Annotated in this window: 24 protein-coding genes; 13 read left to right on the top strand and 11 right to left on the bottom strand. The window is 64.8% G+C overall.

The window, feature by feature from the left end; genetic code table 11:
- Positions 1-3 precede the first annotated feature (3 nt).
- On the top strand, positions 4-420 hold the full coding sequence (locus IEX64_RS01385; RefSeq protein WP_188817479.1) for a DUF3035 domain-containing protein: 417 nt from the start codon (positions 4-6) through the stop codon (positions 418-420).
- A gap of 92 nt (positions 421-512) precedes the next feature.
- Here IEX64_RS01385 and IEX64_RS01380 read toward each other — a convergent pair whose 3' ends face one another.
- Positions 513-1,856, bottom strand: coding sequence for a hemolysin family protein (locus IEX64_RS01380; protein WP_188817478.1), 1,344 nt, complete (start codon positions 1,854-1,856; stop codon positions 513-515).
- Between the two features lie 191 nt (positions 1,857-2,047).
- Between IEX64_RS01380 and IEX64_RS01375 the strand changes: the two genes are divergently transcribed.
- A complete protein-coding gene (locus IEX64_RS01375; protein WP_188817476.1) occupies positions 2,048-2,722 on the top strand; it encodes a YiaD family glycine zipper/OmpA-like lipoprotein in 675 nt (224 codons plus the stop codon).
- A gap of 149 nt (positions 2,723-2,871) precedes the next feature.
- Entirely contained in the window at positions 2,872-4,080 is a 1,209-nt protein-coding gene (nhaA, locus tag IEX64_RS01370; protein WP_188817474.1) for a Na+/H+ antiporter NhaA, read from the top strand.
- Between the two features lie 7 nt (positions 4,081-4,087).
- Here nhaA and IEX64_RS01365 read toward each other — a convergent pair whose 3' ends face one another.
- Complete coding sequence (locus IEX64_RS01365; protein WP_188817472.1) at positions 4,088-4,882, bottom strand: 3'(2'),5'-bisphosphate nucleotidase CysQ; 795 nt, start codon at positions 4,880-4,882, stop codon at positions 4,088-4,090.
- Positions 4,883-5,038: 156 nt separating this feature from the next.
- Here IEX64_RS01365 and sucC point away from each other — a divergent pair, with 156 nt between their 5' ends.
- From sucC to IEX64_RS01345, 4 genes are all read left to right on the top strand, one after another.
- The gene (gene sucC, locus IEX64_RS01360) at positions 5,039-6,238 is read left to right on the top strand and encodes an ADP-forming succinate--CoA ligase subunit beta (RefSeq protein WP_188817470.1); all 1,200 of its coding nucleotides are present in this window, start codon (positions 5,039-5,041) and stop codon (positions 6,236-6,238) included.
- Positions 6,239-6,464: 226 nt separating this feature from the next.
- Positions 6,465-7,211 carry an electron transfer flavoprotein subunit beta/FixA family protein gene (locus tag IEX64_RS01355; protein WP_188817468.1) on the top strand — a complete coding sequence of 249 codons (747 nt, stop codon included), beginning with the start codon at positions 6,465-6,467 and terminating at the stop codon, positions 7,209-7,211.
- Positions 7,211-8,140: an electron transfer flavoprotein subunit alpha/FixB family protein gene (locus tag IEX64_RS01350; RefSeq protein WP_188817466.1), complete on the top strand. Its 930-nt coding sequence runs from the start codon at positions 7,211-7,213 to the stop codon at positions 8,138-8,140. Before IEX64_RS01355 ends, IEX64_RS01350 begins: the two co-directional genes overlap by 1 nt.
- A 113-nt stretch (positions 8,141-8,253) precedes the next feature.
- Positions 8,254-8,793, top strand: a complete 540-nt coding sequence (locus IEX64_RS01345) for a nuclear transport factor 2 family protein (protein WP_188817464.1) — start codon at positions 8,254-8,256, stop codon at positions 8,791-8,793.
- Here the strand turns inward: IEX64_RS01345 and IEX64_RS01340 are convergent.
- The 5 genes from IEX64_RS01340 to sciP all read right to left on the bottom strand — a co-directional run bounded on the left by IEX64_RS01340 (position 8,790) and on the right by sciP (position 15,853).
- Complete coding sequence (locus IEX64_RS01340; RefSeq protein WP_188817462.1) at positions 8,790-9,320, bottom strand: GNAT family N-acetyltransferase; 531 nt, start codon at positions 9,318-9,320, stop codon at positions 8,790-8,792. The two genes, IEX64_RS01345 and IEX64_RS01340, sit on opposite strands and share 4 nt — an antisense overlap.
- Positions 9,317-10,537 (bottom strand): DUF445 domain-containing protein, encoded by a 1,221-nt coding sequence (locus tag IEX64_RS01335; RefSeq protein ID WP_188817460.1) that lies wholly within the window; start codon positions 10,535-10,537, stop codon positions 9,317-9,319. The genes IEX64_RS01340 and IEX64_RS01335 overlap by 4 nt, the downstream gene beginning before the upstream one ends.
- Before the next feature lie 80 nt (positions 10,538-10,617).
- Positions 10,618-14,043, bottom strand: coding sequence for an efflux RND transporter permease subunit (locus IEX64_RS01330; RefSeq protein WP_188817458.1), 3,426 nt, complete (start codon positions 14,041-14,043; stop codon positions 10,618-10,620).
- A gap of 7 nt (positions 14,044-14,050) precedes the next feature.
- Entirely contained in the window at positions 14,051-15,250 is a 1,200-nt protein-coding gene (locus IEX64_RS01325) for an efflux RND transporter periplasmic adaptor subunit (RefSeq protein WP_188817456.1), read from the bottom strand.
- Between the two features lie 303 nt (positions 15,251-15,553).
- Complete coding sequence (gene sciP / locus IEX64_RS01320; RefSeq protein WP_188817454.1) at positions 15,554-15,853, bottom strand: CtrA inhibitor SciP; 300 nt, start codon at positions 15,851-15,853, stop codon at positions 15,554-15,556.
- Between the two features lie 481 nt (positions 15,854-16,334).
- Between sciP and mnmA the strand changes: the two genes are divergently transcribed.
- Both mnmA and IEX64_RS01310 read left to right on the top strand, forming a co-directional pair.
- Positions 16,335-17,498, top strand: coding sequence for a tRNA 2-thiouridine(34) synthase MnmA (gene mnmA, locus IEX64_RS01315; protein WP_188817452.1), 1,164 nt, complete (start codon positions 16,335-16,337; stop codon positions 17,496-17,498).
- Positions 17,499-17,543: 45 nt separating this feature from the next.
- Complete coding sequence (locus IEX64_RS01310) at positions 17,544-18,944, top strand: S41 family peptidase (RefSeq protein WP_188817450.1); 1,401 nt, start codon at positions 17,544-17,546, stop codon at positions 18,942-18,944.
- Positions 18,945-18,975: 31 nt separating this feature from the next.
- Here IEX64_RS01310 and IEX64_RS01305 read toward each other — a convergent pair whose 3' ends face one another.
- Positions 18,976-19,371 (bottom strand): hypothetical protein, encoded by a 396-nt coding sequence (locus tag IEX64_RS01305; RefSeq protein ID WP_188817449.1) that lies wholly within the window; start codon positions 19,369-19,371, stop codon positions 18,976-18,978.
- 32 nt (positions 19,372-19,403) lie between these two features.
- Here IEX64_RS01305 and IEX64_RS01300 point away from each other — a divergent pair, with 32 nt between their 5' ends.
- Positions 19,404-20,549 carry a serine hydrolase domain-containing protein gene (locus IEX64_RS01300; RefSeq protein ID WP_188817626.1) on the top strand — a complete coding sequence of 382 codons (1,146 nt, stop codon included), beginning with the start codon at positions 19,404-19,406 and terminating at the stop codon, positions 20,547-20,549.
- Positions 20,550-20,561: 12 nt separating this feature from the next.
- Here IEX64_RS01300 and IEX64_RS01295 read toward each other — a convergent pair whose 3' ends face one another.
- Together IEX64_RS01295 and pdxH are read right to left on the bottom strand one after the other, a co-directional pair.
- Positions 20,562-21,494 carry a cation diffusion facilitator family transporter gene (locus tag IEX64_RS01295; protein WP_188817624.1) on the bottom strand — a complete coding sequence of 311 codons (933 nt, stop codon included), beginning with the start codon at positions 21,492-21,494 and terminating at the stop codon, positions 20,562-20,564.
- Positions 21,495-21,496: 2 nt separating this feature from the next.
- Entirely contained in the window at positions 21,497-22,108 is a 612-nt protein-coding gene (gene pdxH / locus IEX64_RS01290) for a pyridoxamine 5'-phosphate oxidase (protein ID WP_188817447.1), read from the bottom strand.
- 223 nt (positions 22,109-22,331) lie between these two features.
- On the opposite strand from pdxH, the gene IEX64_RS01285 reads away from it, so the two are divergent.
- The 3 genes from IEX64_RS01285 (at position 22,332) to fabI (ending at position 25,210) form a co-directional block, all read left to right on the top strand.
- On the top strand, positions 22,332-23,279 hold the full coding sequence (locus IEX64_RS01285; RefSeq protein WP_188817446.1) for a DnaJ C-terminal domain-containing protein: 948 nt from the start codon (positions 22,332-22,334) through the stop codon (positions 23,277-23,279).
- Between the two features lie 186 nt (positions 23,280-23,465).
- Entirely contained in the window at positions 23,466-24,410 is a 945-nt protein-coding gene (locus IEX64_RS01280) for a YihY/virulence factor BrkB family protein (protein WP_373290118.1), read from the top strand.
- A complete protein-coding gene (gene fabI / locus IEX64_RS01275) occupies positions 24,407-25,210 on the top strand; it encodes an enoyl-ACP reductase FabI (RefSeq protein WP_188817443.1) in 804 nt (267 codons plus the stop codon). Before IEX64_RS01280 ends, fabI begins: the two co-directional genes overlap by 4 nt.
- Positions 25,211-25,285: 75 nt before the next feature.
- On the opposite strand, the gene IEX64_RS01270 is transcribed toward fabI, so the two are convergent.
- On the bottom strand, positions 25,286-25,906 hold the full coding sequence (locus tag IEX64_RS01270; protein WP_188817441.1) for a hypothetical protein: 621 nt from the start codon (positions 25,904-25,906) through the stop codon (positions 25,286-25,288).
- Positions 25,907-25,974: the final 68 nt, after the last annotated feature.

Here is a 25,974-nt window from a genome sequence, read left to right as displayed (position 1 = left end):
TTGATGCCCATGAAGAAAACCGGCGCCCTTATTCTCGTCACGACAGGCGCGGTCCTGCTGTCCGCCTGCGGCAGCACGGGGCTTTTCAACCGCAACCGTCCCGACGAGTTTGCGGTGCAGCGCCAGTCTCCGCTGGTGGTTCCGCCCGACTTCTCGCTGACGCCGCCCAAGGAAGGCGAGCCGCGCCCGACCGATGGCAGCCTGCAGCAGCAGACGCTCGACGCCCTGTTCGGCGGCCCGCAGGCCCGCAGCGACATCGAGAAGAATACGCTCGGCATGGCCGGCACGGCCGATCCCGGCATTCGTTCCTCGGTCGGCGATCCGCAGACCTACACCGTGGCCAAGGGGCAGGTGACCCGCGCGATCCTCTCGGCACCGGAAGGTGACGGCCGCGACGCCCAGACTTCGGTCGGCGGCTGAACCAACCAGCACCGCAAGACACAGAAAAAGGGCCGGGGGAAACTCCGGCCCTTTCTTGCTGTATCCGGGTGATCGGGAACACCGAACCCCGGTCAGCTATCTCCGCTGACACCATCGCCTTCTTCGACTTCCGCAGCGAATTCGACGAGTTCGACAAGCACCTTGTCGATCCGCAGCCCATCCATGTCGACGACTTCGAAGCGCCACCCGTACTCGGTGAAGGCGTCACCCTCCTTGGGGACCTTCTTGAGCACGGCCATGACGTAGCCGGCCACGGTCGCGAACTCACGGTCTTCGGGCAAGGTCACCTGCAAGCGGTCCGCCATGGCATCGGCCGGCATGGAACCCGAGATCAGCAACGATCCATTCTCACGCTCGACCACCATCGGCTCGTCGCCCTCGTCTTGGTGGCTCACGAACGATCCGGCCAGCGCGGCCAGCACGTCCGACGGGGTCACGAGACCTTCGAGATGGCCATACTCGTCGTGGACGACAGCCATGGCGACTTCGGCGGTCTGCAGCTTGCGCAGCGCATCCATCGAATCGAGCTGGTCGGGAATGACTTCCGCCTTCTTCATCATGGTGCGGATGTCGACTTCACGTCCGGCGACTAGCGCCGCGAGGACTTCCTTGACCCGCAGAATGCCCACGACGTTGTCGGGCGAATCCTCGTCGGCGACAGGAAGCAGCGAGTGCGGCGAAGCCTCGATCTTGGCGCGCAGACCGGCTTCGTCGGCATCGATGTCGATCCAGTCGATCTGGTTGCGCGGCGTCATCAGTTCGCGCACCGGGCGATCGGCAAGACGCATGACCCCCGTCATCATCGCGCGCTCTTCTTCCTCGATCACGCCGCTGCGCGTGGCTTCGGCAAAGATCATGTGGAGTTCTTCCGCGGTCAGCCGCTCCTGCCCGCTTCCGCGGATCGAAAACAGCCGCAGGATCACGCCCGAAGACTTGTCGAGCAGCCATACGAACGGGGCCATCAGGCGGGCCATCCAAAGCATCGGTCGCGCCATCAGAATGGCGACGGGCTCGGCCATACGCAGCGCGAGCTGCTTGGGTACCAGCTCGCCGATAACAAGACTGCCATAGGTCGTGGCGATGATCACGAGCGCGAAGCCCGTCTGACTGGCGATGCCTTCAGGCACACCCAGCATCTTTACCCGCTCACCCACCGGTTCGCCCAGGCTTGCGCCCGAATAGGCACCGGCGACAATGCCGATCAGGGTGATCCCGATCTGCACGGTAGAGAGGAACTTGCCGGGGTCGGCAGCCAGCTCCAGCGCGGTCTTCGCCGCACCGCTGCCCTTTTCGGCAGAAACCTGGAGCCGGGCCGAACGCGCTGAAACAATGGCCAGTTCAGACATCGAGAACAGGCCGTTGAGCAGGATAAGTCCGGCGATGATGAGGAGGTCGGTCCAGGGAAAGGGCGTCACAATGGAGCCAGCGCTAGCAGAGATTTGCGCAATAGCGAAGAGGCGCTTGCAACAGCACCGTCATCGCCTTGGTAGAGAGGCAGATGGAACACATGGGGACGAAACGAGTTTGGACACTAATATCCATTTGCCGTTCATGTTCACTACCGCACATACACGCGCAAGAATTTAACAGAGGAAGGGCCTGTCTCATGAAGAAATCGCGCCTGTTAACATCGGCCGCGGCTGCACTGTCGCTTGTTGCCGTGTCAGCTTGTGTCACCGATCCCAACACCGGCGAGCGCAAGGTTTCGCGCACGGCCATCGGCGGCGTCGGCGGCGCCGGGCTCGGCTATCTGCTGGGTAGTGTCATCGGCGGCAAGACCGCACGTATCCTTGGTGCCGGCATCGGCGGCGTCGCGGGCGGCGTGGTCGGCTACCAGATGGACAAGCAGATCAAGGAACTCAAGGAGCAGACCGCCGGCTCCGGCGTCGATGTCAGCCAGGAAGGCGACGGCATCCTCGTAAACCTGCCCGACGTGACCTTCGCCGTTAATTCGACCGCGATCAGCCCGTCGTTCCAGGCGACGCTGGACAAGGTCGCCAACTCGATGGTCCAGTACCCGAACAGCCTGATCGACGTCTATGGCCACACCGATTCGACCGGATCGGACGCCTACAACATGGACCTGTCGAAGCGCCGCGCCGATTCGGTCGCCCGCTACCTGATCAGCCGCGGCGTTTCCTCCGCGCGCATCCAGACGCAGGGCATGGGAGAAGGCTACCCGGTCGCGGACAACACCACCCCGGAAGGCCGCGCGCTCAACCGCCGCGTCGAAATCAAGATCACGCCGGTCACGACCGACGAGGCCAATGCCGCGCGCTAAGCCCCTCGCTTGACGCGAACACGCAAAGAGGCCGGGTGCGATCCGCATTCCGGCCTCTTTTGGCTTTCTAGCCATCGGCGAATATTCCTATCGCACGGAGGCGATAGGAAAGACCGCAGCGCACTGCGCCCCCAACGCGAGGACGGACCATGGTAGCCTACGCCGATCAGGACAAGCGCGTGCTGAGAAACCCGCTCAACGACTTTCTCAGCAAGGAAGCCGTTGCCGGCCTGATCCTCGTGGCCTGCGCTGCCGTGGCGCTGCTGCTCGCGAACAGTGCCTACGGCATCCATTACGAGCGGTTCCTCGCGATCCCCGGCTCGGTCATCCTCGGCCCGCTGGAGATCACCAAGCCGCTGCTGCTCTGGGTCAACGACCTGTGGATGGCGGTGTTCTTCTTCCTCATCGGGCTCGAAGTGAAGCGCGAGTTTCTTGAAGGCGCTTTCGCCGACCGCTCGGCCCTGGCACTGCCGGTGGTGGCGGCCCTCGGCGGAATGATCGTGCCGTGCCTGATCTATGCCTTCATCAACCGCGCCGATCCGGCCGGCATGCCCGGCGTCGCCATTCCCGCCGCGACCGACATTGCCTTCGCGCTCGGCATCATCGCGCTTGCCGGCAACCGCGTTCCGACATCGCTCAAGATCCTGCTCACCGCGATCGCCATCATCGACGACCTCGGAATCATCATCGTGATCGCCGTCTTCTACACCAGCGATCTATCGACCGTTTCGCTGGCACTGGCGGCAGTCGCGGTGCTGGCACTCATCGTTCTCAACCGGATGGGGGTGGAGCAACTCATCCCCTATGCGCTTATCGCCGCGATCCTCTGGGCCTGCGTGCTCAAGTCGGGCGTCCACGCGACGCTGGCGGGCGTCGTTACGGCCTTTGCGATTCCGATGACCTCGCGCAAGTCGCCGGACCGCTCGCCCCTCAAGGATCTCGAGCACGTTCTGCATCCCTGGGTGGCCTATCTGATCCTGCCGATGTTCGCCTTCGTCAACGCCGGTGTCGCTTTCGGCGGCGTGGGGCTGGAAAGCTTCCGCGAGCCGGTCACTCTGGGCATTGTCCTCGGCCTGTTTCTCGGCAAGCAGCTTGGCATCTTCCTGCCGATGGCGGCGATGATCCGGTTCGGCTTCGCGCCGATGCCGGCGGCGACCCGCTGGGTCCAGCTCTACGGCCTCGCAGCCTGCTGCGGCATCGGCTTCACGATGAGCCTGTTCCTCGGCGGCCTCGCCTTCGAGATGTCGTCGTTCGATGCGCCGGTCCGGCTCGGAGTGCTTACCGGATCGCTGCTCTCGGCCATGCTCGGGCTGGTTCTGCTGCGCAGCAGTTCACCGCGAGAACCCGTCGCGACCTGAGCCGCCGTCAGGACAGGATTCGCGCCGCCCGGTCCGCCAGCCGCTCCACTGCCTGGCCATGAATGCCCGCGGAAGAGCAAAGCACGCCGAAGGCGCGCGGATCGTGCTTGTTGTAGTTGAGCGGGCGGCCGAAGGCATCGGTGACGGCGGCCCCGGCCTCGCGCGCGATCAGACCAGCCGCTGCAATGTCCCATTCGAAACCCCAGCGCAGTGTCGCCAGCAGGTCCGCCTCGTCGGCCGCGACCATTGCCATGCGCAGGGCAATCGAGTTGGGCTGGTCGACCAGCTCCAGATCGGCGTCCTCAGGCGCAAGCTTTTTTGCCGGTACGCGCGCACCGGGCAGCGAATCGCGGGAGCTCGCCGTCAGCCGGCTGCCGTTGCGCCAGGCTCCCTTGCCCGCCTCGCCCGACCAGAATTCGCCCCCCTCCTCGCGGCGCCGCGCCGGCGCATAGAGATAACCGAGCAGCGGCCGCCGGGTGTTGACCAGCGCGACGGAGATCGACCAGCCGGGACGCCCGCCGATGAAGTCGCGCGTGCCGTCTATGGGATCGACCAGCCACACCAGCGAATCGTTCAGCCGTTCATGGGCATCGAGCGTTTCCTCGGATAGCCAGCCCGCCGCCGGCAGGAGCGCGCGCAACTCCTTCTTCAGAAACGAATCGACTTCCAGGTCGACCGAACAGACCGGATTGCCCGGCGACTTTTCCCAGTGATCGAGCACGTGCCCGTCGCCCGGCCAGCCGGCAAGCGCGATGCGCCCGGCTTCGCGGACGATGGCTTCGAGTTTCTGGCGGTCGATCATGGGAGGAGGTCTTCTTTCTTTCACAGGGCGGGCCCACCCTATGAAATTGCGCAGGGAACGGGACTTTTCAAGCGCGCAGGGATGTGCTTATGCGGCGGTGCAAAATTCGGCACCCGCGCCTTCCCCGAGGAAACTCCAGCAGAAAGCGATTCAGCGATGAACATTCACGAGTATCAGGCCAAGGAACTGCTTGCGAAGTATGGCGTGGGTATCCCCGCCGGCATCCCCGCCCTCACCGTCGAAGAGGCCGTTGCCGCCGCCAAGCAGCTTCCCGGACCGCTCTATGTCGTGAAGGCCCAGATTCACGCCGGTGGCCGCGGCAAGGGCAAGTTCAAGGAACTCGGCCCCGATGCCAAGGGCGGCGTGCGCCTCGCCAAGTCGATCGAGGAGGTCGAGGAATTCGCCAAGGAAATGCTCGGCAACACCCTCGTCACCATCCAGACCGGTGAAGCCGGCAAGCAGGTGAACCGCCTCTACGTGACCGACGGCGTCGACATTGCCAAGGAATACTACTTCTCGATGCTGGTCGACCGCGCCAGCGGCCGCGTCGCCATGATCGCCTCGACCGAAGGCGGCATGGACATCGAGGAAGTCGCCCACTCGACTCCGGAAAAGATCACGACCGTCACGATCGATCCGGCCGAAGGCCTCCAGCCGCACCACGGCCGCGCCGTCGCTTTCGCGCTCAAGCTGACGGGTGACCTCAACAAGCAGGCCCAGAAGCTCGCCAAGCAGGTCTACGAAGCCTTCATCGCGCTCGACTGCGACATGCTCGAGATCAACCCACTGGTCGAAAGCGCCGACGGCAAGCTGCTCGTGCTCGACACCAAGATGAGCTTCGATTCGAACTCGCTCTACCGCCACCCCGACGTGGCCGAGCTGCGCGACGAGACCGAGGAAGATCCGGCCGAGATCGAAGCCAGCAAGTACGACCTCGCCTACATCAAGCTCGATGGCGACATCGGCTGCATGGTGAACGGCGCCGGCCTCGCCATGGCGACCATGGACATCATCAAGCTCAACGGTTCCTTCCCCGCCAACTTCCTCGACGTGGGCGGCGGCGCCAACAAGGAGAAGGTGACGGCCGCGTTCAAGATTATCCTCGGCGATCCCAACGTGAAGGGCATCCTCGTGAACATCTTCGGCGGCATCATGAAGTGCGACGTCATTGCCGAGGGCATCGTTGCCGCGGCCAAGGACGTGAACCTCTCGGTTCCGCTGGTGGTTCGCCTCGAAGGCACCAATGTTCAGCAGGGCAAGGACATCCTCGCCAACTCCGGCCTGCCCATCGTGGCGGCCAACGACCTGGGCGACGCCGCCCAGAAGATCGTCGCCGAAGTCAAGAAGGCGGCCTGATTCTTTCGGACAGCCTCAAGGCACCGATAAGACGACATGCGGCGGGGGCGAACACCCTCGCCGTTTGTTTATCCGGGCGCTGAAAGCGATGAATCGCAAAGGCATCGAGACACCCATCGCTTTTTGCAGGGCTTGACGTTACGCCTTCATATCGCAATAGCGAGCCCGACCAGATTTAATCGCGCGGTTAAATTGCTGCCGCGCCGCAGTGAGAGGACTGATCGAAATGAAAATCCTCGTCCCCGTTAAGCGGGTGATCGACTATAACGTGAAGCCGCGGGTCAAGGCCGACGGCTCCGGCGTTGACCTCGCCAACGTCAAGATGAGCATGAACCCGTTCGACGAAATCGCCGTCGAGGAAGCCATTCGTCTCAAGGAAGCCGGCAGCGCGGAAGAGATCGTCGCGGTCTCGATCGGCCCGGCAAAGGCGCAGGAAACCCTGCGCACCGCGCTCGCCATGGGCGCCGACCGCGCCATCCTCGTCCAGACCGACGACGAAGTCGAGCCGCTGGCCGTTGCCAAGATCCTCAAGGCGATCGTCGACGAGGAAACCCCGGGTCTCGTGATCCTGGGCAAGCAAGCAATCGACGACGATTCGAACCAGACCGGCCAGATGCTCGCCGCGCTGCTCGGCCGCCCGCAGGGCACTTTTGCCAGCAAGGTCGTGATCGAAGGTGACAGCGTTTCCGTCACCCGCGAGGTCGACGGCGGTCTCGAGACCGTGAAGCTCGCCATGCCGGCGATCGTCACCACCGACCTGCGCCTCAACGAGCCGCGCTACGCTTCGCTGCCGAACATCATGAAGGCGAAGAAGAAGCCGCTCGATAACAAGACGCCTGCCGACTACGGCGTCGAGACCGCTCCGCGTCTCAAGACCCTCAAGGTCTCCGAGCCGCCGGTGCGCCAGGCCGGCATCAAGGTCGAGGACGTCGACGCCCTCGTCGCCAAGCTCAAGGAAATGGGAGTCGCCTGATGAAGACGCTCGTTTGGGTCGAACATGACAACGCGTCCCTGAAGGACGCCACTCTCGCCACCGTCACCGCCGCTTCGAAGCTCGGTGAGGTACACCTTCTGGTCGCCGGTTCGGGCTGCCGCGCCGTGGCCGAGGCCGCCGCGCAGATCGCCGGCGTGGGCAAGGTCCACCTGGCCGACAATGCCGCCTACGAACACGGTCTGGCCGAAAACGCCGCGCCGCTGATCGCCGATCTCATGGGCCATCACGACGCGTTCCTGGCCCCCGCCACCACGACCGGCAAGAACATCGCGCCGCGCGTCGCCGCGCTGCTCGACGTGATGCAGATCTCGGACATCATCTCGGTCGAAGGCGAAAAGACCTTCACGCGCCCGATCTATGCCGGCAACGCCATCGCCACCGTCGAATCGAGCGATGCCAAGCTGGTGATCACCGTGCGCGGCACCGCCTTCGAAAAGGCTGCTGCAACCGGCGGTTCGGCTGCGATCGAGGATGTTGCCGGTCCCGGTGATGCAGGTCTCTCCAGCTTCGTCGGCGCCGAAATCGCCAAGAGCGAGCGTCCGGAACTGACCAGCGCGAAGATCATCGTCTCGGGCGGACGCGCCCTCAAGGACGGTCCGACCTTCGAAGAGTACATCATGCCGCTCGCCGACAAGCTCGGCGCTGCCGTCGGCGCCAGCCGCGCCGCGGTCGACTCCGGCTACGTGCCCAACGACTACCAGGTCGGCCAGACCGGCAAGATCGTGGCACCGGAAGTCTACATCGCCGTGGGTATCTCGGGCGCCATCCAGCACCTTGCCGGCATGAAGGACTCCAAGACCATCATCGCCATCAACAAGGACGAGGACGCCCCGATCTTCCAGGTCGCCGATATCGGCCTCGTGGCGGACCTCTTCAATGCCGTGCCGGAGCTGACCGGCAAGCTCTGAGGCACCGCAAAAACGAACAAGAACGAGAACCCCGGAAGGCTTCCTTCCGGGGTTTTTGCTTGCGCTCCTTCCTTCTCATCATAGCCTGCCACGAAATCGAGCGGGAGAATGCGGTGCAAGGGCCAGAGCGGGACGAACGTCTGCAGGAACTGTGGGACCATCACGAGATCCGCCAGCTGCTGGCGACTTATTGCCACGGCTGCGATCGTGCCGACGAGGCCGAAATGGCGTCGGTCTATTGCGAGGAGAGCTGGGACGATCACGGTCCGGACAAGTGCGACGGAAAGGTCTTCACACAGCGCATTCTGGAAAAGGCGCGGCAGACCACCAAGGTTGTCAGCCACATGCTGGGCCAGTCGCTCATCCGGGTGAACGGCAGTGCCGCTTCGGCGGAGACATACTTCGTGGCCACGCTCATCGCGGACACCGATCCGGGAGAACGCATGACCCAGCTGGGTGGGCGCTACGTCGACACTCTGGAGCGCGAACAGGGCACCTGGCGCATCAAGGAGCGGCTCTGCGTGCGCGACTGGTCGAGCACCGGCGAGATCGATCCCGGCTATCTGGCCACTGCCGGCTTCGTCGAGGGACGCCGCGGGAGTGCGGATGTTTCGTGGGAGAAACTCGGCCTCGTTCCGGAAACCGCCGCCTAGCCCGGCAGGCGCTCGAACAGGTTGACGGCGGCGCCACCCTCTTCTTCGTGGCTATCGTATTTCACGAAACCCAGCGACCCGGCGACCTTTTCCGACGCAGTGTTGCCCGCCTCGATCATGCAGGCAACGCGCCTCGGCCCGTGTGCCGTATCGAACCAGGCGAGCGACGCCCGCATCATTTCACCGGCGACACCCTGCCCCCAGCAGTCCTGACGCACGATCCAGCCGGCCTCGGCGACGTCGTCCAGCCCTTTACCGAAACCGCGCCAGGAATGGAAAATGCCGCCCGTCGCGATGATGTCGCCTTCTCCGCGACGGCGAACGCTGAAGGTGCCATAGTCGTAAAGCGCCCAGCTTCCGGCGTGCTGCAGAAGCTTGTCATGCTGCGCCTTGGGATCGGGACCGATAGTGCCCAGGAACTGCATCATGCCGTCTCCTTCGAGCAGGCGGACCCTGTCCGGCAGATCTCCTGCCTGCGGCTTCCACAGCTCTAAGCGTTCGGTGGTCAGAAACGGTCCATCGGTCATAGCCAGCGATCTACCGTGTGGATGGCCACACCCACAAGCCCGCCGACAACGGTCCCGTTGATGCGGATGAACTGGAGGTCGCGCCCGACGGCACCCTCGATACGGTCCGAAACCGTCTTGGCATCCCAGCGCTTCACCGTCTCCGAGACCAGCCGCACGATCTCCGACCCATAGCGTGAGGCGACACCGACCAACGTGCGGCGGGCAAAGCGATTGACCAGGACCTGCAATCGCGGATCCTCGCCCAGCGCCTGACCCAGCTGCGCGATCGATTCGCCAAGGCTGCCGGCAAGCGCCCGGTCCGGGTTGCGGACGGCGCGCAGCAGCGCCTCGCGACCACGCTCCCACATGGCGTCCATCCACGCTGCCATGGCCGGGTTCTCGAGCAGTTCGCTCTTGATCCGCTCGGCCTTGGCACGGGTCTCCGGATCGTGCCTCAGGTCGTGCGCGAGACTGGCAAGCGCCTCGTCGATCTTTGCGCGCAGCGGGTGATCGGGCTGCACGATTACCTCGGCCAGCAAGCGATAGGTCCCGTCGAGGACGCCATTCGCCAGCCGCTCGTCGAGCCCCGTCCAGCGCATGATCGTGTTGGCGCGCTGGTGGATCATCTCGCGGATCATCGGCTCGTTCGATTCGACCGCCTCGCCCACCTTGCGCAGCAGGCTTTCCAGCACCGGGAGGTGGCGCTTGTCGGCAATGGCGTTTTCCAGCATCTGACCGAGCAACGACGCGATATCGATCTTCTCGATCTGGCGTCGCAGGCCGGTCTTGACCATGCCGCCCATCCTGTCGGGATCGAGCGATTCCAGAACGTCAGCGAGCAGGCCCGCCGCGCCTTCGCGCAAGCGCGACTGGTCGCTGCGCTGCGGGTTCGCGAGCAAGGCGCCCGCACTCGCGGCAAGGTTGAACACCTGAAGGCGCCGCGCGACAACTTGCGGCGTCAGGAAGTTGTCCCGCAGGAAGGTCGCCATCGAATCGGCGATCCGGTCCTTGTTGACCGGGATGATCGCAGTGTGCGGGATCGGCAGGCCGAGCGGACGGCGGAACAGCGCGGTCACCGCAAACCAGTCGGCCAGCCCACCGACCATGGCCGCCTCGGTAAAGGCGATGGCATAGCCCAGCGGCACGTCCCATCCGGGATAGAGCGTCTGCAGTTGCCGAAAGGTGATGAACGCCGCCGCCATGACAAGCAGCAGCCCGGTCGCGAACAACCGCATGCGCCGGGCCCTGTCAGATGGGGGAAGCTGCGCGATCGCGACCCTGTTTCGCCGGACTGGCGGCAATGGCTTCCTTTCGCTTATTCCGCCGGAAGCCCATGCTCGCCGCGATGCGCTTCCTCCGCGTGGTGAGGCTCGAAGGTCAGCAGCGACTTGCGCAGACGCGGACCGATGCGTTTTTCGAAACCATCGGCAAGGCTAAAGGCTGCAGGCACGATCACCAAGGTCAGCAGCGTCGAGAGCAGCAGGCCGCCGATCACGGTCAGGCCCATCGGTGCACGGAACGCGCCGTCGCCGGACAACGAGAGCGCCGTCGGCACCATGCCTGCGGTCATCGCCACAGTGGTCATCACGATCGGCTGGGCACGTTTATGACCGGCATCCATGATCGCGTGCAGCTTGTCGACACCCTTGCCCATCTCCTCGATGGCGAAGTCTATCAGCAGGATCGAGTTCTTGGCGACGATGCCCAGCAGCATGAGAATGCCGATGTAGACCGGCATCGAAACCGGCTGCCCCACCACCGTCAACGCCAGCAGGCCGCCGAGCGGGGCCAGCAGCAGCGAGGCCATGTTTACCAGCGGCGAAACGAAGCGCTTGTAGAGCAGCACCAGCACCGCGAAGACCAGGAAGATGCCGCTGATCACCGCGATCACGAAGCTGGAGATCATTTCCGCCTGCCATTTGTCTTCACCCACCGGTGCATTCGAAACGCCGGTCGGCAGGTTCTTCATGATCGGCAGGTTCTGGATCTGCTCCATGATCGGGCCCTTGACCTGACCTTCGCCCAGATCGGCGCCAACGAAGATGCGGCGCGACTGATTGTAGCGCTGGATCTGGGTGGGGCCGGCCCCGAAGCGGATCTCTGCAACGCGCTTGAGCGGAACCGAACCGCCGCTGGTGGTTGGCACAGCGAGGTTTTCGATAGTCGAGAAGTCGCGGCGCGAGGACCGGCCCAGCATGACGCGGATCGGCACCTGGCGATCGCTGAGCGAGAACTTGGCGGCGTTCTGGTCGATCTCGCCCATCGTCGCGATGCGGATCGTCTGGCTGAGCGCGGCTGTCGTCACCCCAAGCTGTGCGGCAAGATCGAGACGCGGCACGATAACGATTTCGGGCTGTTGCAGGTCGGCCGCGATCCGCGGCGCCACCACGCCGGGAATACCGCGCATCTGTTCCACCAGCGTCTGCGCGGTCTGGTTGAGCAAGTCGCTGTCGCTGCCCGAGAGCATAACCGAGATGTCGCGGCCACTGCCGAAGCCGCCCGACTGCGTCGCGAAGCTCACGCGGGCGTCGGCGATCTGCTGGAGCTGCGGAGCGATCCGCCGTTCGAACTCCACACTGGTAATGCCGCGCTCGCCGGCAGGCTTGAGCGAGATATAGAGCGTTGCCCGCCCCTCGCGGCTGGCCTGGAGTACCTGACGGACCTCGGGCTGCTCTTCGAGCAGATGCGTGACTTCGTCGGTGACACCCACGGTTTGCTCGAGCGTGGTGCCGGGCACCATCTCGATATTGATCTGGCTGAAGTCATCGTTCTGGTTGGGCTGGAACTGCTGCGGCAGGCCGGCCAGCAGAGCGAAGGTCAGAACCAGCGCGTAGATACCGGCACAGAACGCGTAGAAGCGGTGATCGTGCATGCGCGCTGCGATGCGGTCCGAGAAATAGCGATACCACCGTCCCAGACCACCCATCGCAGAAGCCGCCATCTTGAACAGCTTGCCCAGCACAATGACCGCGACCGGAATGCCGAGCGGCGCCAGCGCGGCAGCCAGCACGAAGGCCGCCTTGTCGAGCCCGATGGCGCCCAGCCCCATCTGCAGGACTTTGAATATCCCGCCGGCGAGGGCCATGCCTGCGCCGAGGATCACCACGATCAGCACGGTCGCGACGAGGTAGTACCACCAGTGCGACGGTGCCTTTTCCAGCGCAGCCTTGCGGCGGTGCGCCTCGCTGCTGTCGAGCGTCCAGGCGAGCACCTTCATGTAGAGGTCCATCGCCTTGCCGCCGCCGTGCTCGGCGTGACCATGGGCTTTCAGGAAGTAGGCCGCGACCATCGGCGTGATGAGACGCGCCACAGCAAGGCTCATCAGCACGGCCGCAACCACGGTAAGACCGAAGGCCTTGAAGAACTGTCCCGGAATACCCGGCATCAGGCCGACAGGCAGGAACACCGCGACAATCGAGAAGGTCGTGGCGACGACTGCCAGGCCGATCTCGTCGGCAGCGTCGATAGACGCCTGATAGGCGCTCTTGCCCATTCGCATGTGTCTGACGATATTCTCGATCTCGACGATCGCGTCGTCGACGAGGACACCCGCCACGAGACTCAGCGCCAGCAGCGAAAGGAAGTTCAGCGTGAAGCCGAGCATGTCCATGAACCAGAAGGTCGGGATCGCGGACAGCGGAATGGCGATTGCCGAAATGAACGTGGCCCGCCAGTCGCGCAGGAACAGGTAGACGATCACGATGGCCAGAACCGCGCCTTCCACCAGCGCTTCCATCGAAGAACTGTACTGTTCCTTGGTATAGTCGACCGGTGCGAACAGCCGCGTGATGTGGATGTTCGGATTGTCCTTCTCGATCCGGTTGAGCTTCTTCATCGCCTCGTCGTAGACGGTGACGTCCGAGGCCCCGAGCGCGCGGCGGAAGCTGAACGTGACGACTTCGCGTCCGCGCAGCTTGGCGATGCGGGTCTGTTCCGAATAGCCGTCGTAGACACTGGCGATGTCGGACAGCTTGATCTGCCGGCCGCCGCCCAGATTGATGCGCGTCTGGGACAGGTCGTAGGCATTTTCGGCATTACCCAGAACGCGCACCGACTGGCGCGAACCGGCGATTTCGGCCTGCCCGCCGGCTGCGTCGGTGTTGATCTGGCGCAGCGCAATGTTGACGTCGCGCGCGGTCACGCCCAGTGCCTGCATGCGCTCGGGATCGACGACGACGCGGATCTCGCGGTCGACACCACCATTGCGGTCTACCTCGGCGAGGCCCTCCACCGAAAGCAGCGCCTTGGAGATGGTATCGTCGATGAACCAGCTGAGCTGCTCCATCGTCATGTCGTCGGTGCTCACGGCAAAGTAAGCCAGCGCATCGCCGCCGCCTTCGATCTTCGTCACCTGCGGCTCGAGAATGCCGTCGGGCAGGTCGCTGCGGATCTGATCGACCGCATTCTTGACCTGGTTGGTGGCCACGTCGGCGTTGGTGCCCACCGAGAAGAATACCAGCGTGGTCGAGCCGCCTTCGGAGGCGGTCGACTGGATTTCCTCGACGCCGGGGACCGAACGGGCCGCGGCTTCTACCTTTTGCGTGACCTGCGTCTCGATTTCGGTCGGCGCGGCGCCCGGCTGGGTCACGCGCACGATCACACCGGGAAACTCGATGTCCGGCATGTTGTTGACGTCCATCCGGTTGAAGGACACCAGACCGGCAATCATCACGCCGATGAAGAACACGATCGGAATGATCGGGTTGCGGATCGACCATGCGGATATGTTGCGCAGGCTCATGCGCCGATCACTCCTCGCCGGAGACGAGCTTGGCCTTGACCTTGTCGCCGTCGTTGAGGAAGCCACCGGCACGCAGTACCACCTGTTCGGTGCCGCTCAGGCCGGATGTGACGGCAATGCCCTGCCCCGTGACCATACCGGTCTTGACCGGCTTGCGATGCACGATGCCCTTGTCGTCGATGGTATAGACGAACGCGCCCTTGGCATCGTTCTGGATCGCCGATTCCGGCAGCATCGGCGCCACGACGGTACCGCTGCTGATTTTCACGCTGGCGAAACCGCCCGGACGCAGCGCCGGATCGTAATCGAGCGCGATGCGGGCCGTGCCCTGACGGCTCTGCGGATCGATGACCGGCGAGAGCTGCCAGACCTGCCCGGTAAAGACCTTTTCGGTGCCGACCGGAGTCACTTGCGCGGTGACGCCCACGGAAATCGAGGACAGGTCATCTTCGCTGAGATCGGCGAGCAGTTCGAGCTGACCACCCTTGGCAATGGTAAACAGGGCGCCGCTGCCGCCGCCGACGACCTGGCCGGGTTCGACGCTGCGGGTCAGCACGAGACCGGCCTCGGGCGCGACGATGTTGAGACGTGCAGTCTGCGCCTGCAGCTGCCGCAGCGTGGCGCGCGCGACCTGCACGCGCGCGTTGGCCGCGTCGCGGGTCGCCGTCAGCCTGTCGACGTCGGCCTTGGAAATGAAGCCGCGGTCCACGAGCTGGAGCGCGCGGTCGAGGTTGGACTGGGCGAGCCGGGCATCCGCCTCGGCCACCTGGACCTGTGCGGCCTGGCTCTGGATCTGCTGCGACTGCACCGAACGGTCCACGACCGCCAGGATCTGACCCTTCTTGACCCAGTCGCCGGGTTCGACGCGAACCGAACGGACTTCACCGCCCTCACCGACCGAACCGACCGGCATTTCGCGGCGTGCCGCCAGCGTGCCGGTAGCATTGATTTCACCGGCGATCGTCGTCTTGCCGGGAACGACCGCCGTGACGACCGGGATCTGTCCCGCCGCATCGCCGGCCAGGTCTTCGCTGCTACCGCTGTGCAGAAGAAACCAGATACCGACGATTGCCGCCAGGGCAATACCGACGATGAACCAGATCCGGCGCTTGGAGGCACGTTCCTGTTCGAGGTCCGTGTCCAGCGGGTTTTCCGCAGTATCCACCTGGTTGCTTTCTTCGGCTTCTATCTTGGGTTCGTAATTCATTCAGTCACCGCAACGGCCGAAGCCTTCCCACAAGGCCACATCGACCTTCTCTTGCCACGAAGCCGACGGATCACAAGTCGATCCGGTCTGCACATGCGACAGAAATTCGTTGCTGCCGCCATATACCTGCATCCGGTTAGTGGCAATGTGCGCTCGCCTTGGAGCGGATCAGGATCGACGAACGACTTGGTTGCCGAAAACACCCCTCGGGCATGCTGATTGTTACGCCAGAAAGCAAAAAAGCGGCGGTGAACCGTGTCCACCGCCGCTCTTTTTGTCGTTGAGACCTTCAGGTCGCCGTCGTCAGTATTTCTGCTGGCGCTCGTAAAGATCGCGATAGTGTTGAATTCGGGTCACACGCAGGCCCTGCATGCCCGACCGGTCCACCGCGCGCTGCCACGACGCGAATTCCTCGAGTGTGAGCTGATAGCGTTCACAAACTTCGTCAATCGTCAGCAGCCCGCCGTTAACCGCGGCCACCACTTCCGCCTTGCGACGCACGACCCAGCGGGTCGTGTTCGGCGGCGGCAATGAGTCCAGCGTCAGCGGCTCACCGAGAGGCCCGATCACCTGGGCTGGACGGATTTTCTGGTTCTCGATCATCTTTACCCTCGTCCGCCGGTGCTGCTTGTTCCGGCGACAGGAGTGACTTTTGCCGCTTCAGGCTTGCAATAGGCTGAAGCTTTTGGGTTAACGGGTCTTGATACACCTTGATAAGTAGTTAGCGCGGAGGCTGCGCAACCGTCGAAACTTCCACGGATTCGCAGGCGCAAAGGCCTGGTTTCCGGGGACAGGACGGTGCGAACTTCATGAGCGGCGAACAAGCGCGTACGCAGGTCCCTCCAGTCTAGCTGAAGGGGCTCGAACGCCTCATCCGCGCGACCCTGCGGATGCCCTGTCGTGCAGGTTTTGTGGTCGTGAGCTATGTTCATGCCGGCCGTATAACCTCAACATGGTCAAGGGACGGTAAAGGACGTTCTTACGGTTCGTTGAACAAGCTTAACGACCCGGTACGCCTTGCGTTCCCGCGCGCCGAAGCCTTCAAAGGTAGGAAAACCGTGCCATGCGCTGTATGGGGCCGCCCATGAGCCCTCTTTCCGACCTGCTTGCCGGCCTCGATCCGGTTAAGATCTGGCAATTGCCCGAGCCGCTTTCCGAGCGGCGCATCGTCGTCGCCATGTCCGGCGGAGTCGACAGCTCGGTGGTTGCCGCCCTTGCCGCCGCGAGCGGCGCCGAAGTCATCGGCGTGACCCTGCAGCTTTACGACTATGGCGCGGCGACCGGTCGCAAGGGCGCCTGCTGCGCCGGCGACGATATCCGCGACGCCCGCGCCGTGGCCGACCGACTGGGCATCGCCCACTACGTGTTCGACCATGAGAGCAGCTTCCGCGAGGAAGTCGTCGAGCGTTTCGCCGACGATTATCTCTCGGGTCGCACGCCGATCCCCTGCATCCGCTGCAACATGGGGCCCAAGTTCACAGACCTGCTGGCCATGGCCCGCGAACTCGGCGCGGACTGCCTTGCCACCGGGCACTACGTGCAGCGCGTGATCGGCCCGGCCGGCCCCGAACTGCACCGCGCCGCCGATCCCGCGCGCGACCAGAGCTACTTCCTCTACGGCACCACCGAGGAACAGCTCGACTTCCTGCGCTTCCCGCTCGGCGGGTTGCCCAAGACCGAAACCCGGCGCCTCGCCGAAGCTGCCGGGCTGCGCGTAGCCGCCAAGCCCGACAGCCAGGACATCTGCTTCGTGCCCGACGGCGATTACGCCAAGGTAGTGCGCTCCGTGCGTCCCGAGGGCGAAGCGCCCGGCGAGATCGTCCATGCCGAGACCGGCGACGTTCTCGGTACGCATCGTGGCGTGATCCACTATACGGTCGGTCAGCGCCGCGGCCTCGAGATCGGCGGGCAGCCCGAACCGCTCTATGTCGTGCGCATCGATGCCGACACGCGCCATGTGGTAGTCGGCCCGCGCCGTCTGCTCGCCACCGCGTCCGCGCGGATCACCGAGACCAACCGCATCGGCCCGCTACCCGCGGGCACCCCGCTCACCGCCAAGGTCCGTTCGCTCGCCAAGCCGGTGCCGATCACGCTCGATGGCCCCTTCGGCGACGATGCCGAGACGACCATCCGCTTCGCCAATCCCGAATACGGCGTGGCGCCGGGACAGGCAGCGGTGATCTACGCCGGCGAGCGGGTGATCGGCGGGGGCTGGATCGAAGCGACCGAAGCCGCCATAACCGCCTGACCACAAAGCACTTCGTGCCCGATCAGGGCAACAGGGGAAGTTTCGATGCTGCTTGGTCTTCTTGCCGGTGCCGCGCTCGCGGCGCAAACACCGTCCGCTGCCACGCCCTGGGAAGGGGCCGGGCCTCTCCAGCCGATCGTGACCGCGGACGGCCATACCGACCCCGCCGTTCGCGGTGCCTGGCGCTCGCGAGGCTACGGCTGGATCATCGATATCGACGAAGACGGCGTGACCCGGTTCCAGAGCGGCGACACCTGCTACCGCCCGCCGCAGGAAGGCGGGCCGCTCAGCGACATGTCTTCGGTCCACTACCGCTACTTCCGCGCGCTTCCCGGCGGGAAGTCGGCGATCTTCCAGCTTCTCGCGGGCGATACCAATGTTGTCTTCGATCGCCTCGAAGCCCTGCCCGCGCCCTGCCTTTCGCCCGTGCAAGCAACGCCGCAAGTGGTCGCCGATGCCTTCCTCGATCATTTCGAGCGGCACTATGCCTTCTTCGACCGCCGCCCGCCCGATTTCGCGGCCCGCGCCGCAAAGTTGCGCGCCAGGATGCACCCCGACATGGACGACGACGCGCTGTGGACCGCGCTGGGGGCCTTCATGGACGGCCTTTCCGACAGCCACACCAAGCTGATCGGCGTTGTCGAGGGCAAGAAGCGGCGCATCCAGGACGGTCAGGGCGAGACGCTTCCACGCATCCGCGCCAGCATGGGTGAGGGCGCGTGGCTAACGCAGCTCATGGCAAAGACGCGTGCGGGGCTCGGCGATACGGCCCATCAGGTCGCGCAGGACCGCATCATCTGGGGTGTGATCGACGGGCGGGTGGGCTATCTGCAGGTCTTCGTGATGGGCGGCTTCACCGACCGCGAGGACTTCGCCTCTCCGGAATGGGCTGCCGCCGAACTGGGCGCGCTTGATAGTGTGCTGGATGAGGCCTCCACGGCTTTCGAGGGGCTCGATGCCGTCATCGTCGACTTGTCCAACAACCGCGGCGGCTGGGACGCGGTGGCCAAGGCGCTGCCCGGCCGCTTCACCGAAAAGCCCTATATCGGCTTCACCACCCGCGCGCCCCGCTCGGGCCTCGCGCCGTTTCCCCACTGGATCAGGCCAGCCGACGGTCCGCGCTTCGACGGACCGGTCTACCTGATGACCAGCGACGTGACCGTGAGCGGCGGCGAACTGGCGACGCTGGCGTTCCGGCAGCTTCCGCAGGTCCGTCAGGTCGGCACGACCACGCGCGGTTCCTTCTCGACGCCGCTGCCCAAGCCGCTACCAAACGGCTGGCTGCTCGAACTCTCGAACGAAGTCTTCGCCGCGCCCGACGGCACCGTGTTCGAGGAAACCGGCATCGCCCCGCAGGAGTGGCTGGAAATCTACGACCCGGCCGATCCGGTCGCCAGCCACTGGAAAGCCGTCCAGTCTGTTGCGAAGGAAGCCCTGGGGGACTGACCTTGGGGGACTGACCTTGGGGGACTGACGATCAGTCCTGCCAGGGTTCGAGCTGGCAACCGGTCTTGGCATCGAAGGTCGCACGTTGATGCATCAGCATCGGGATGCCAGCGGTGATCGTCTTCGTCTCGTTGTTCTCGGAGAGCGAGACCAGCGAAGCGATACGACCCAGCCCGGCCACCGCAATATCGCCTTCGCAGCTGTCGAGCGAACGGTTCGAAACATAGCGGCAGACGCAGCCGACGCGCGCGCCATAGGCCGATCCGACCAGCGCCCGTTCGCGCAGCCCGTGCCAGGACCCCGCCAGCGCGGCAACACCCGCGATCAGCAGCACGATCACCAGATTACGTGCCCAGCGCGAAGGCTGGCGCGTGGGGTAGGCCTGCGAGGGGTTGTCCCCTGTCCGCGATTTTCCGGGTGTTGCCATTCGCCTGCGCCTCGCACATCACACCGAGCGTCATGCCGGTGCGCCGCCTTCCCCATATCCTCGCCCTGCTTGCGCTGCCAACCCTGTGGGGCTGTGGACAGTCCGCCCCCGAAGGGCCGCCACCGCCAAGCGATGCCTCGCTCGCCGCGATTGCCGACGAAGGCGGCGCGCCGCGCGAACCGCTCGGCCGCGCGCTGGACGCGCTGTTCGACAGCGAAAGCGTGGGCAGGACAGAGGCGCTGATCGTGATGAAGCGCGGGTCAGTGATCGTCGAGCGCTATGGCGAGGGCATCGACAAGGATACCCGCCTACCCGGCTGGAGCATGGGGCAGTGCGTCACGTCGCTGATGATCGGTCAACTCGTGAGCGACGGCCGCTTGCGGCTCAACGAATCCGCCCCCGTCCCCGCGTGGCAGCGGCCCGGCGACCCGCGCGGCGTCGTGACTCTCAAGCAGCTGCTGCAGATGCGCTCGGGCCTGCGCCATTCGGAGAAGGCCGAAAGCGGCGAGGACCAGGACCGCGAATCGGATCGCATGCGCATGCTCTTCCTCGACGGGCGCGACGACATGGCCGCCTATGCCGAGGCCCAGCCGCTGGAAGCGCCCGCCGGCCGCGTCTTCGAGAATTCCTCGGCGACCCCGGTTATCCTCTCGGACCTTGCCGCAAGGGTGCTTGCGCCCGACAACAATCCCGCCCGCCGCCGCCATGCCGTGAGCGAATTCCTCAAGAACCGGGTGCTGCTGCCGATCGGCATGGATTCGACGCTAGTGGGATACGACCGCGCGGGCACGATGATCGGCGCCGCCATGATCCACGCCGACGCACGCGACTGGGGCAAGCTCGGCGAGTTCCTGCGCCACAAGGGGTCGGTCAAGGGCGCCCAGATCCTGCCGCGCCGCTGGATCCAGTTCATGCTGAGCCCCTCGCCGCGCAACGAGGCCTATGGCGCGGGGGTCTGGCTCAACACCGCCCCGCCGGGTGACGAGGCCCGCCTCTATCCCGGCACGGCCCCGAGCAACCTTTTCGCGTGCCTTGGCGAGCATGGGCAGTACGTGATCGGATCGCCCAGCCAGTTGCTCACGATCGTCCGCCTCGGCGAAAGCGATGCGGCGCAGGAACGCGTGCTGCACGACCGGCTGGGCGCGCTGCTCGCCCTGTTCCCGGGCTGGAAAGACTAGCGCCGATCCCGCCTAGGGTGTTTCGGCATCGATCCGGATCGGGGGCAGCACGTCCTTGCCGGCATCGCCCTTTTCATCGACCAGACCGTCCGGATCGGTGTGGATCAGCACTTCCACGCCGGGAAACTCGGAATGAATCTGGGCCTCGATCTCGTCCATGACCCGGTGCGCCTTGCGCACCGTCATCGCCGGATCGACCCAGATGTGAAACTGCACGAAATCCTTGTCGCCCGACGTGCGCGTCCGCAGGTCGTGCACCCCGGTAATGTCGGGATAGCGGGCCAGCACTTCCAGAAAACGCTGCTTCTTCGCCTCGGGCCATTCGTGGTCCATGAGCTGATCGAGCACCTGCTTCGACGCCTTCCAGGCACCCCAGCCCAGCCACAGCGCAATGCCGAAGCCGAACAGCGGGTCGGCGGCGCGAATGCCCGCATACTGGTCGAGCGCCAGCGCCGCGATCACGGCAAGGTTGAGCAGCAGGTCTGACTGGTAATGGACGTTATCGGTGGTGATCGCGAGGCTGCCCGTCTTGCGGATCACGTGGCGCTGCCACGCCAGCAGCGCGAAGGTCACGACAATCGCCGCCACCGAAACACCGATACCCTCGGCTGCGGACTGCACCCGCGCGCCGGACAGGAACTGCTCGATGGCGCGGCTGGCGATCCCGAGCGCAGAGATCGAGATCAGGACGATCTGGAACAGCGCGGCGATGGCCTCTGCCTTGCCGTGGCCGAAGCGATGCTTGTCGTCCGCCGGCTGCGCGGCGATCCACACGCCCAGCAGCGTCGCCAAGCTGGCAACCAGATCGAGTACGGTGTCGGCAAGGCTGCCGAGCATCGCTGTCGAGCCGGTCGACCACGCCGCCCAGCCCTTGATCGCCAGCAGCAGCGTCGCCGCCAAGATACTGGCGATGGCCGCACTGCGGTTGAGATGCCCGTGGTGCATGCTCACGGATAGAGCAGCGTACTGGACCAGTCGCCGTCGGCCCCGCGCTCGAAACGGCGGCGCTCGTGCAGCCGGTGCGCGCGGTCGTGCCAGAATTCCATCGCTGCCGGGACGACCCGGTACCCGCCCCAATGCCCCGGACGCTCGACGTCCTTGCCATCGAACCTGTCGCGCACGGATTCGTAGCGTGCCAGGAACGTCTCACGGCTGTCGAGCGGCGCCGACTGGTCGGAAGCGACAGCGCCGAGCTGCGAATCCCGCGCGCGCGAATGGAAATAGGCGTCGGCCTCCTCCGCCGTTACCGGCTGCAGATGGCCTTCGATGCGGATCTGGCGGCGCAGGCTCTTCCAGTGAAAGAGCAACGCGACGTTCGGGTTCGCGGCAATCTCGCGCCCCTTGCGCGAAAGGCCATTGGTATAGAACACGAAGCCGTCCGCCCCGTAGCCCTTGAGCAGGACCATGCGCACCGAAGGCAGCCCCTCCGGCGTCGCGGTGGCGAGAGCCATGGCATTGGAATCATTTAACTCGGTGGTCCGGGCCTCGTCGTACCAGGCCTTGAACAGCGCGATGGGATCGCCGTGCGGGACGACTTCGCGGGCCAGTTCATTTTCCATGGCGGTTTCCTGATGCGATTGACACGGTTTGCACTGTCCTGAGGGTTTGATGGGAAAGGAATACGCTTCTTGCCCGCACGGCCACGGGCCGCCTTGATCGGGAACAATTCAAATAGGCACGAAGCGGCATAACCCAAGCGATAGCCGCCGCGCACGCAGTAGAAAAGCGCACGGGCATACATAACTTGCCGTAAGCCCCGAGGACACCTAGCTAAGCGTCACTATGGCAGCAGATCCTTATACCACTCTCGGCGTATCGCGGGGCGCGAGCGAAAAGGACATCAAGTCCGCCTATCGCAGGCTTGCGAAGGAGCTCCACCCCGACGCCAACAAGGACAATCCCAAGGCGACGGAGCGTTTCTCCGACGTCACCCGCGCCTATGACCTTCTGTCCGACAAGACCAAGCGCGCACAGTTCGACCGCGGCGAGATCGATGCCGACGGAAACCCGACGATGCCGTTTGGTGCCGGCGGCAGCGGATTTGGCGGCGGTATGGGCGGTGGCGGAGGCCAGCGCGGCTTCTCCGGCGGCTTCGGCGGCAACGAGGGGATCGACCTCGAGGACCTGTTCGGCGGTATCTTCGGCGGTGCCGGTGGGCGCAGCCCCGGCGGTATGGGCGGAATGGGCGGCGGGCGCAGCCGGGCCGCGCCGCGCGGCTCCAACGTCGCCTATCGCCTCGCCGTTCCGCTGACAGATGCGGCCGAGCGCAAGGACCAGCGCATTACCCTGTCCGACGGGTCGACCATCGACCTCAAGCTACCCGCCGGTGTCGAGGACGGCACCCAGATGCGGCTGGGCGGCAAGGGCGAACCGGGACCGGGTGGCCCCGGCGACGCGCTGATCACCATCCAGATCCAGCCGCATGCCTACTTCACGCAGGACGGCGACGACCTCAGGCTCGACCTGCCGATCACGCTCGACGAGGCGCTGAACGGCGCGAAGGTCAAGGCGCCCACCGCATCCGGCGCCGTGATGCTGACGGTCCCCGCGGGCTCCAGCTCGGGCAAGGTCCTGCGTCTCAAGGGCAAGGGCATGACCCGCAAGGACGGCAGTCGCGGCGACCAGCTCATCACGCTCCAAATCGTCCTGCCCGAACACGACGAGGACCTCGCCAAGCGGCTGGAAGGCTGGACCGACACACGCGACGTGCGCGGCAAGCTGGGCGTTTAGGCTGGCGACTGCGCAGCCTTGTGCCAACGGGCCGCCTGACTTGCTTTTCCACTGCCAGTTGACCGAGCGTGCGTGCAAATTGAACGCAGCGCCGCCAGCGCCTATGTCCGGCCAGTGAACATCGAACCGCCGATAGAACCTGCCGGTCCGCCGGACCTCACGCCCGAAGGGCGGCGGCGGGAGGCGGTGCTCGAGAAGGAGGGCCTGCGACAGCGCATCAAGCGGCGTGCCGGGCCGGGATCACGCGTTTTCGCGGTGATCGCTCGCGTAGCCAGCGGTGCCTGGAACGACGGTTTCATCCACGCCGGCAACCTCGCCTACATGACGCTGCTGGCGCTGTTTCCTTTTTTCATCGCAGTCGCTGCCATTTTCTCCGCGATCGGCGAAGAGGCCCGGCTGGGCGCCTCGATCGATGCCGTGCTACGGGCGATGCCGCCGCGCGTCGCCGAAGTCCTGGGCCCGGTCGCGCATGACGTCGTGACTGCACGGCACGGCTGGCTGCTCTGGGCTGGCGGACTTTTCGGATTGTGGACGGCGACCAGCCTGATCGAGACCATCCGCGACATCCTGCACCGCGCCTATGGCACCACCAAGCGCCAGCGCTACTGGCGTTACCGGCTGATTTCGACCGGACTGATCTTCGGCGCAGTGCTGCTGCTGCTGATCTCGCTTTCCTCGCAGGTCCTGATATCGGCGACGCAGACGATCATCTTCGCACTGTTTCCACAGCTCGACACCCTGCCCGAGCAGATCGCCATTTCCAGTGTAATCACCGCCGGCGCCCTCATGGGGTCGATCTACATGCTGTTCTATCTGCTCACGCCCGCAGCCTATCAGAGCCGGGCCTACCCGAAATGGCCGGGCGCCACGCTTGTCACGGCCTGGTGGCTGCTGGTCGCCTACATGCTGCCCAAGGTCCTGCGCAACTTTTTCATGTACGATCTGACCTATGGAAGTCTGGGCGGAGTGATGATCGCACTTTTCTTTTTCTGGCTGGTAGGCTTAGGGATGGTCGTGGGCGCAGAACTGAATGCGGCCCTCGCTGAATCGCCCGAAGAGAGGGACATGCTCGGACGATCCGCCATGGCCAGCGCGCCGCATGAAAACGAAGCACGGGAAGAACACGAATGACCGGTCTGATGCAGGGTAAACGCGGCCTGATCATGGGCCTTGCCAATGACAAGTCCCTGGCTTGGGGTATCGCCAAGAAGCTGCACGAACAGGGGGCCGAAATGGCCTTCTCCTATCAGGGCGAAGCGCTGGCAAAGCGCGTGCGTCCGCTCGCCGAGAGCCTGGGAAGCGATTTCCTGATCGATTGCGACGTGTCCTCGATGGATGCGCTCGACACGGCTTTCGCCACGCTGGCCGAACGCTGGCCGACGATAGACTTCGTCGTTCACGCCATCGGCTATTCGGACAAGAGCCAGCTGCGCGGGAAGTTCTACGACACCACGCTCGACAACTTCCTGATGACGATGAACATCTCGGCCTACAGCCTGGTCGCTGTCACCAAGCGGGCGATGCCGATGATGTCCAGCGGCGGCTCGATTCTGACGCTGACGTATTATGGCGCCGAAAAGGTCGTGCCGCACTACAACGTGATGGGCGTCGCCAAGGCGGCGCTGGAAAGCTCGGTGAAGTACCTCGCCAACGACTGCGGTCCGGACGGCGTGCGCGTCAACGCGATCTCCGCCGGCCCGATCAAGACGCTGGCAGCCAGCGGCATTGGCGACTTCCGCTACATCCTCAAGTGGAACGAACTGAACTCGCCGATGCGCCGCAACGTCACCATCGACGATGTCGGCGGTGCGGGCCTCTACCTGCTGTCGGACCTCGCCTCGGGCGTGACCGGCGAGACGCATCATGTCGATGCCGGGTATCACACTGTCGGCATGAAGCAGGAAGATGCGCCGGATATCGCGCTCGGCTGAGCCCAAACGCCACCGCATACAAAAAAAGCCGGGAGCCACTCTCCCGGCTTTTTTGTTTCGCGCCTGAAGCCGCCCTTACTTGGGCTCGGTCTTCGGTTCCTGGACCGGAGACTCCACGGTGGCATTGCCGTTTTCATCCTCGGCAGCGGCATCTTCGGACTGCTGCTTCTTGTCCTGTGCGAAGTAGGCCTTTTCAGCCTCCTCGACGCGCTTCTGCTGCGCAGCGGCAGAGGCATCGATGGTCGAGAGGCGCTTCTCGCGCTCTTCGGCGATCAGTTCGCTGAACTTGACGTCGCTACCGTTGGCCTTCTCGGCATAGGCCTTGTCGATGAGGTCCTGCGTGCAGCCGAGCGATCCGCCCGCGCCGACCGGCGAGCAGCTCAGCGTGCCGAAAGACCCCACGGTTTCGTAGGCTTCGACCCGGTCGGTCCACGCGCGGGCCTGAGGCGAATCGATGCCGCGCAGCGGCTTGGGAATGCGGTAGCGCTCCGCTTCGGGCTTGCGCGCGCAGACGGTGATTTCATTGTCGGTCGAGGCCGGGCACGGATCCTCGCCGTAGACGATCAGCTGGTTCACCCGTTCGCCATCGGGGGCGACGATCCCGTCCTCGTCCTGCTCGTCCTGCGCGAAAATGGGCGCAGCCGCCATGGTCAGGCCAAGGGTAACGGCAGCAGCAGCGGTAAGGAAGCGCGACATCGGGGGCTCCAATCGATCGAATGTATCTTGTCCGGCCCCCTATAGGGGCCTGCGGGCTTGAACGATAG

It is taken from the genome of Novosphingobium indicum, from assembly GCF_014645195.1.
GTDB lineage: Bacteria > Pseudomonadota > Alphaproteobacteria > Sphingomonadales > Sphingomonadaceae > Novosphingobium > Novosphingobium indicum.
This window is presented reverse-complemented; position numbering and strand designations above follow the sequence as displayed.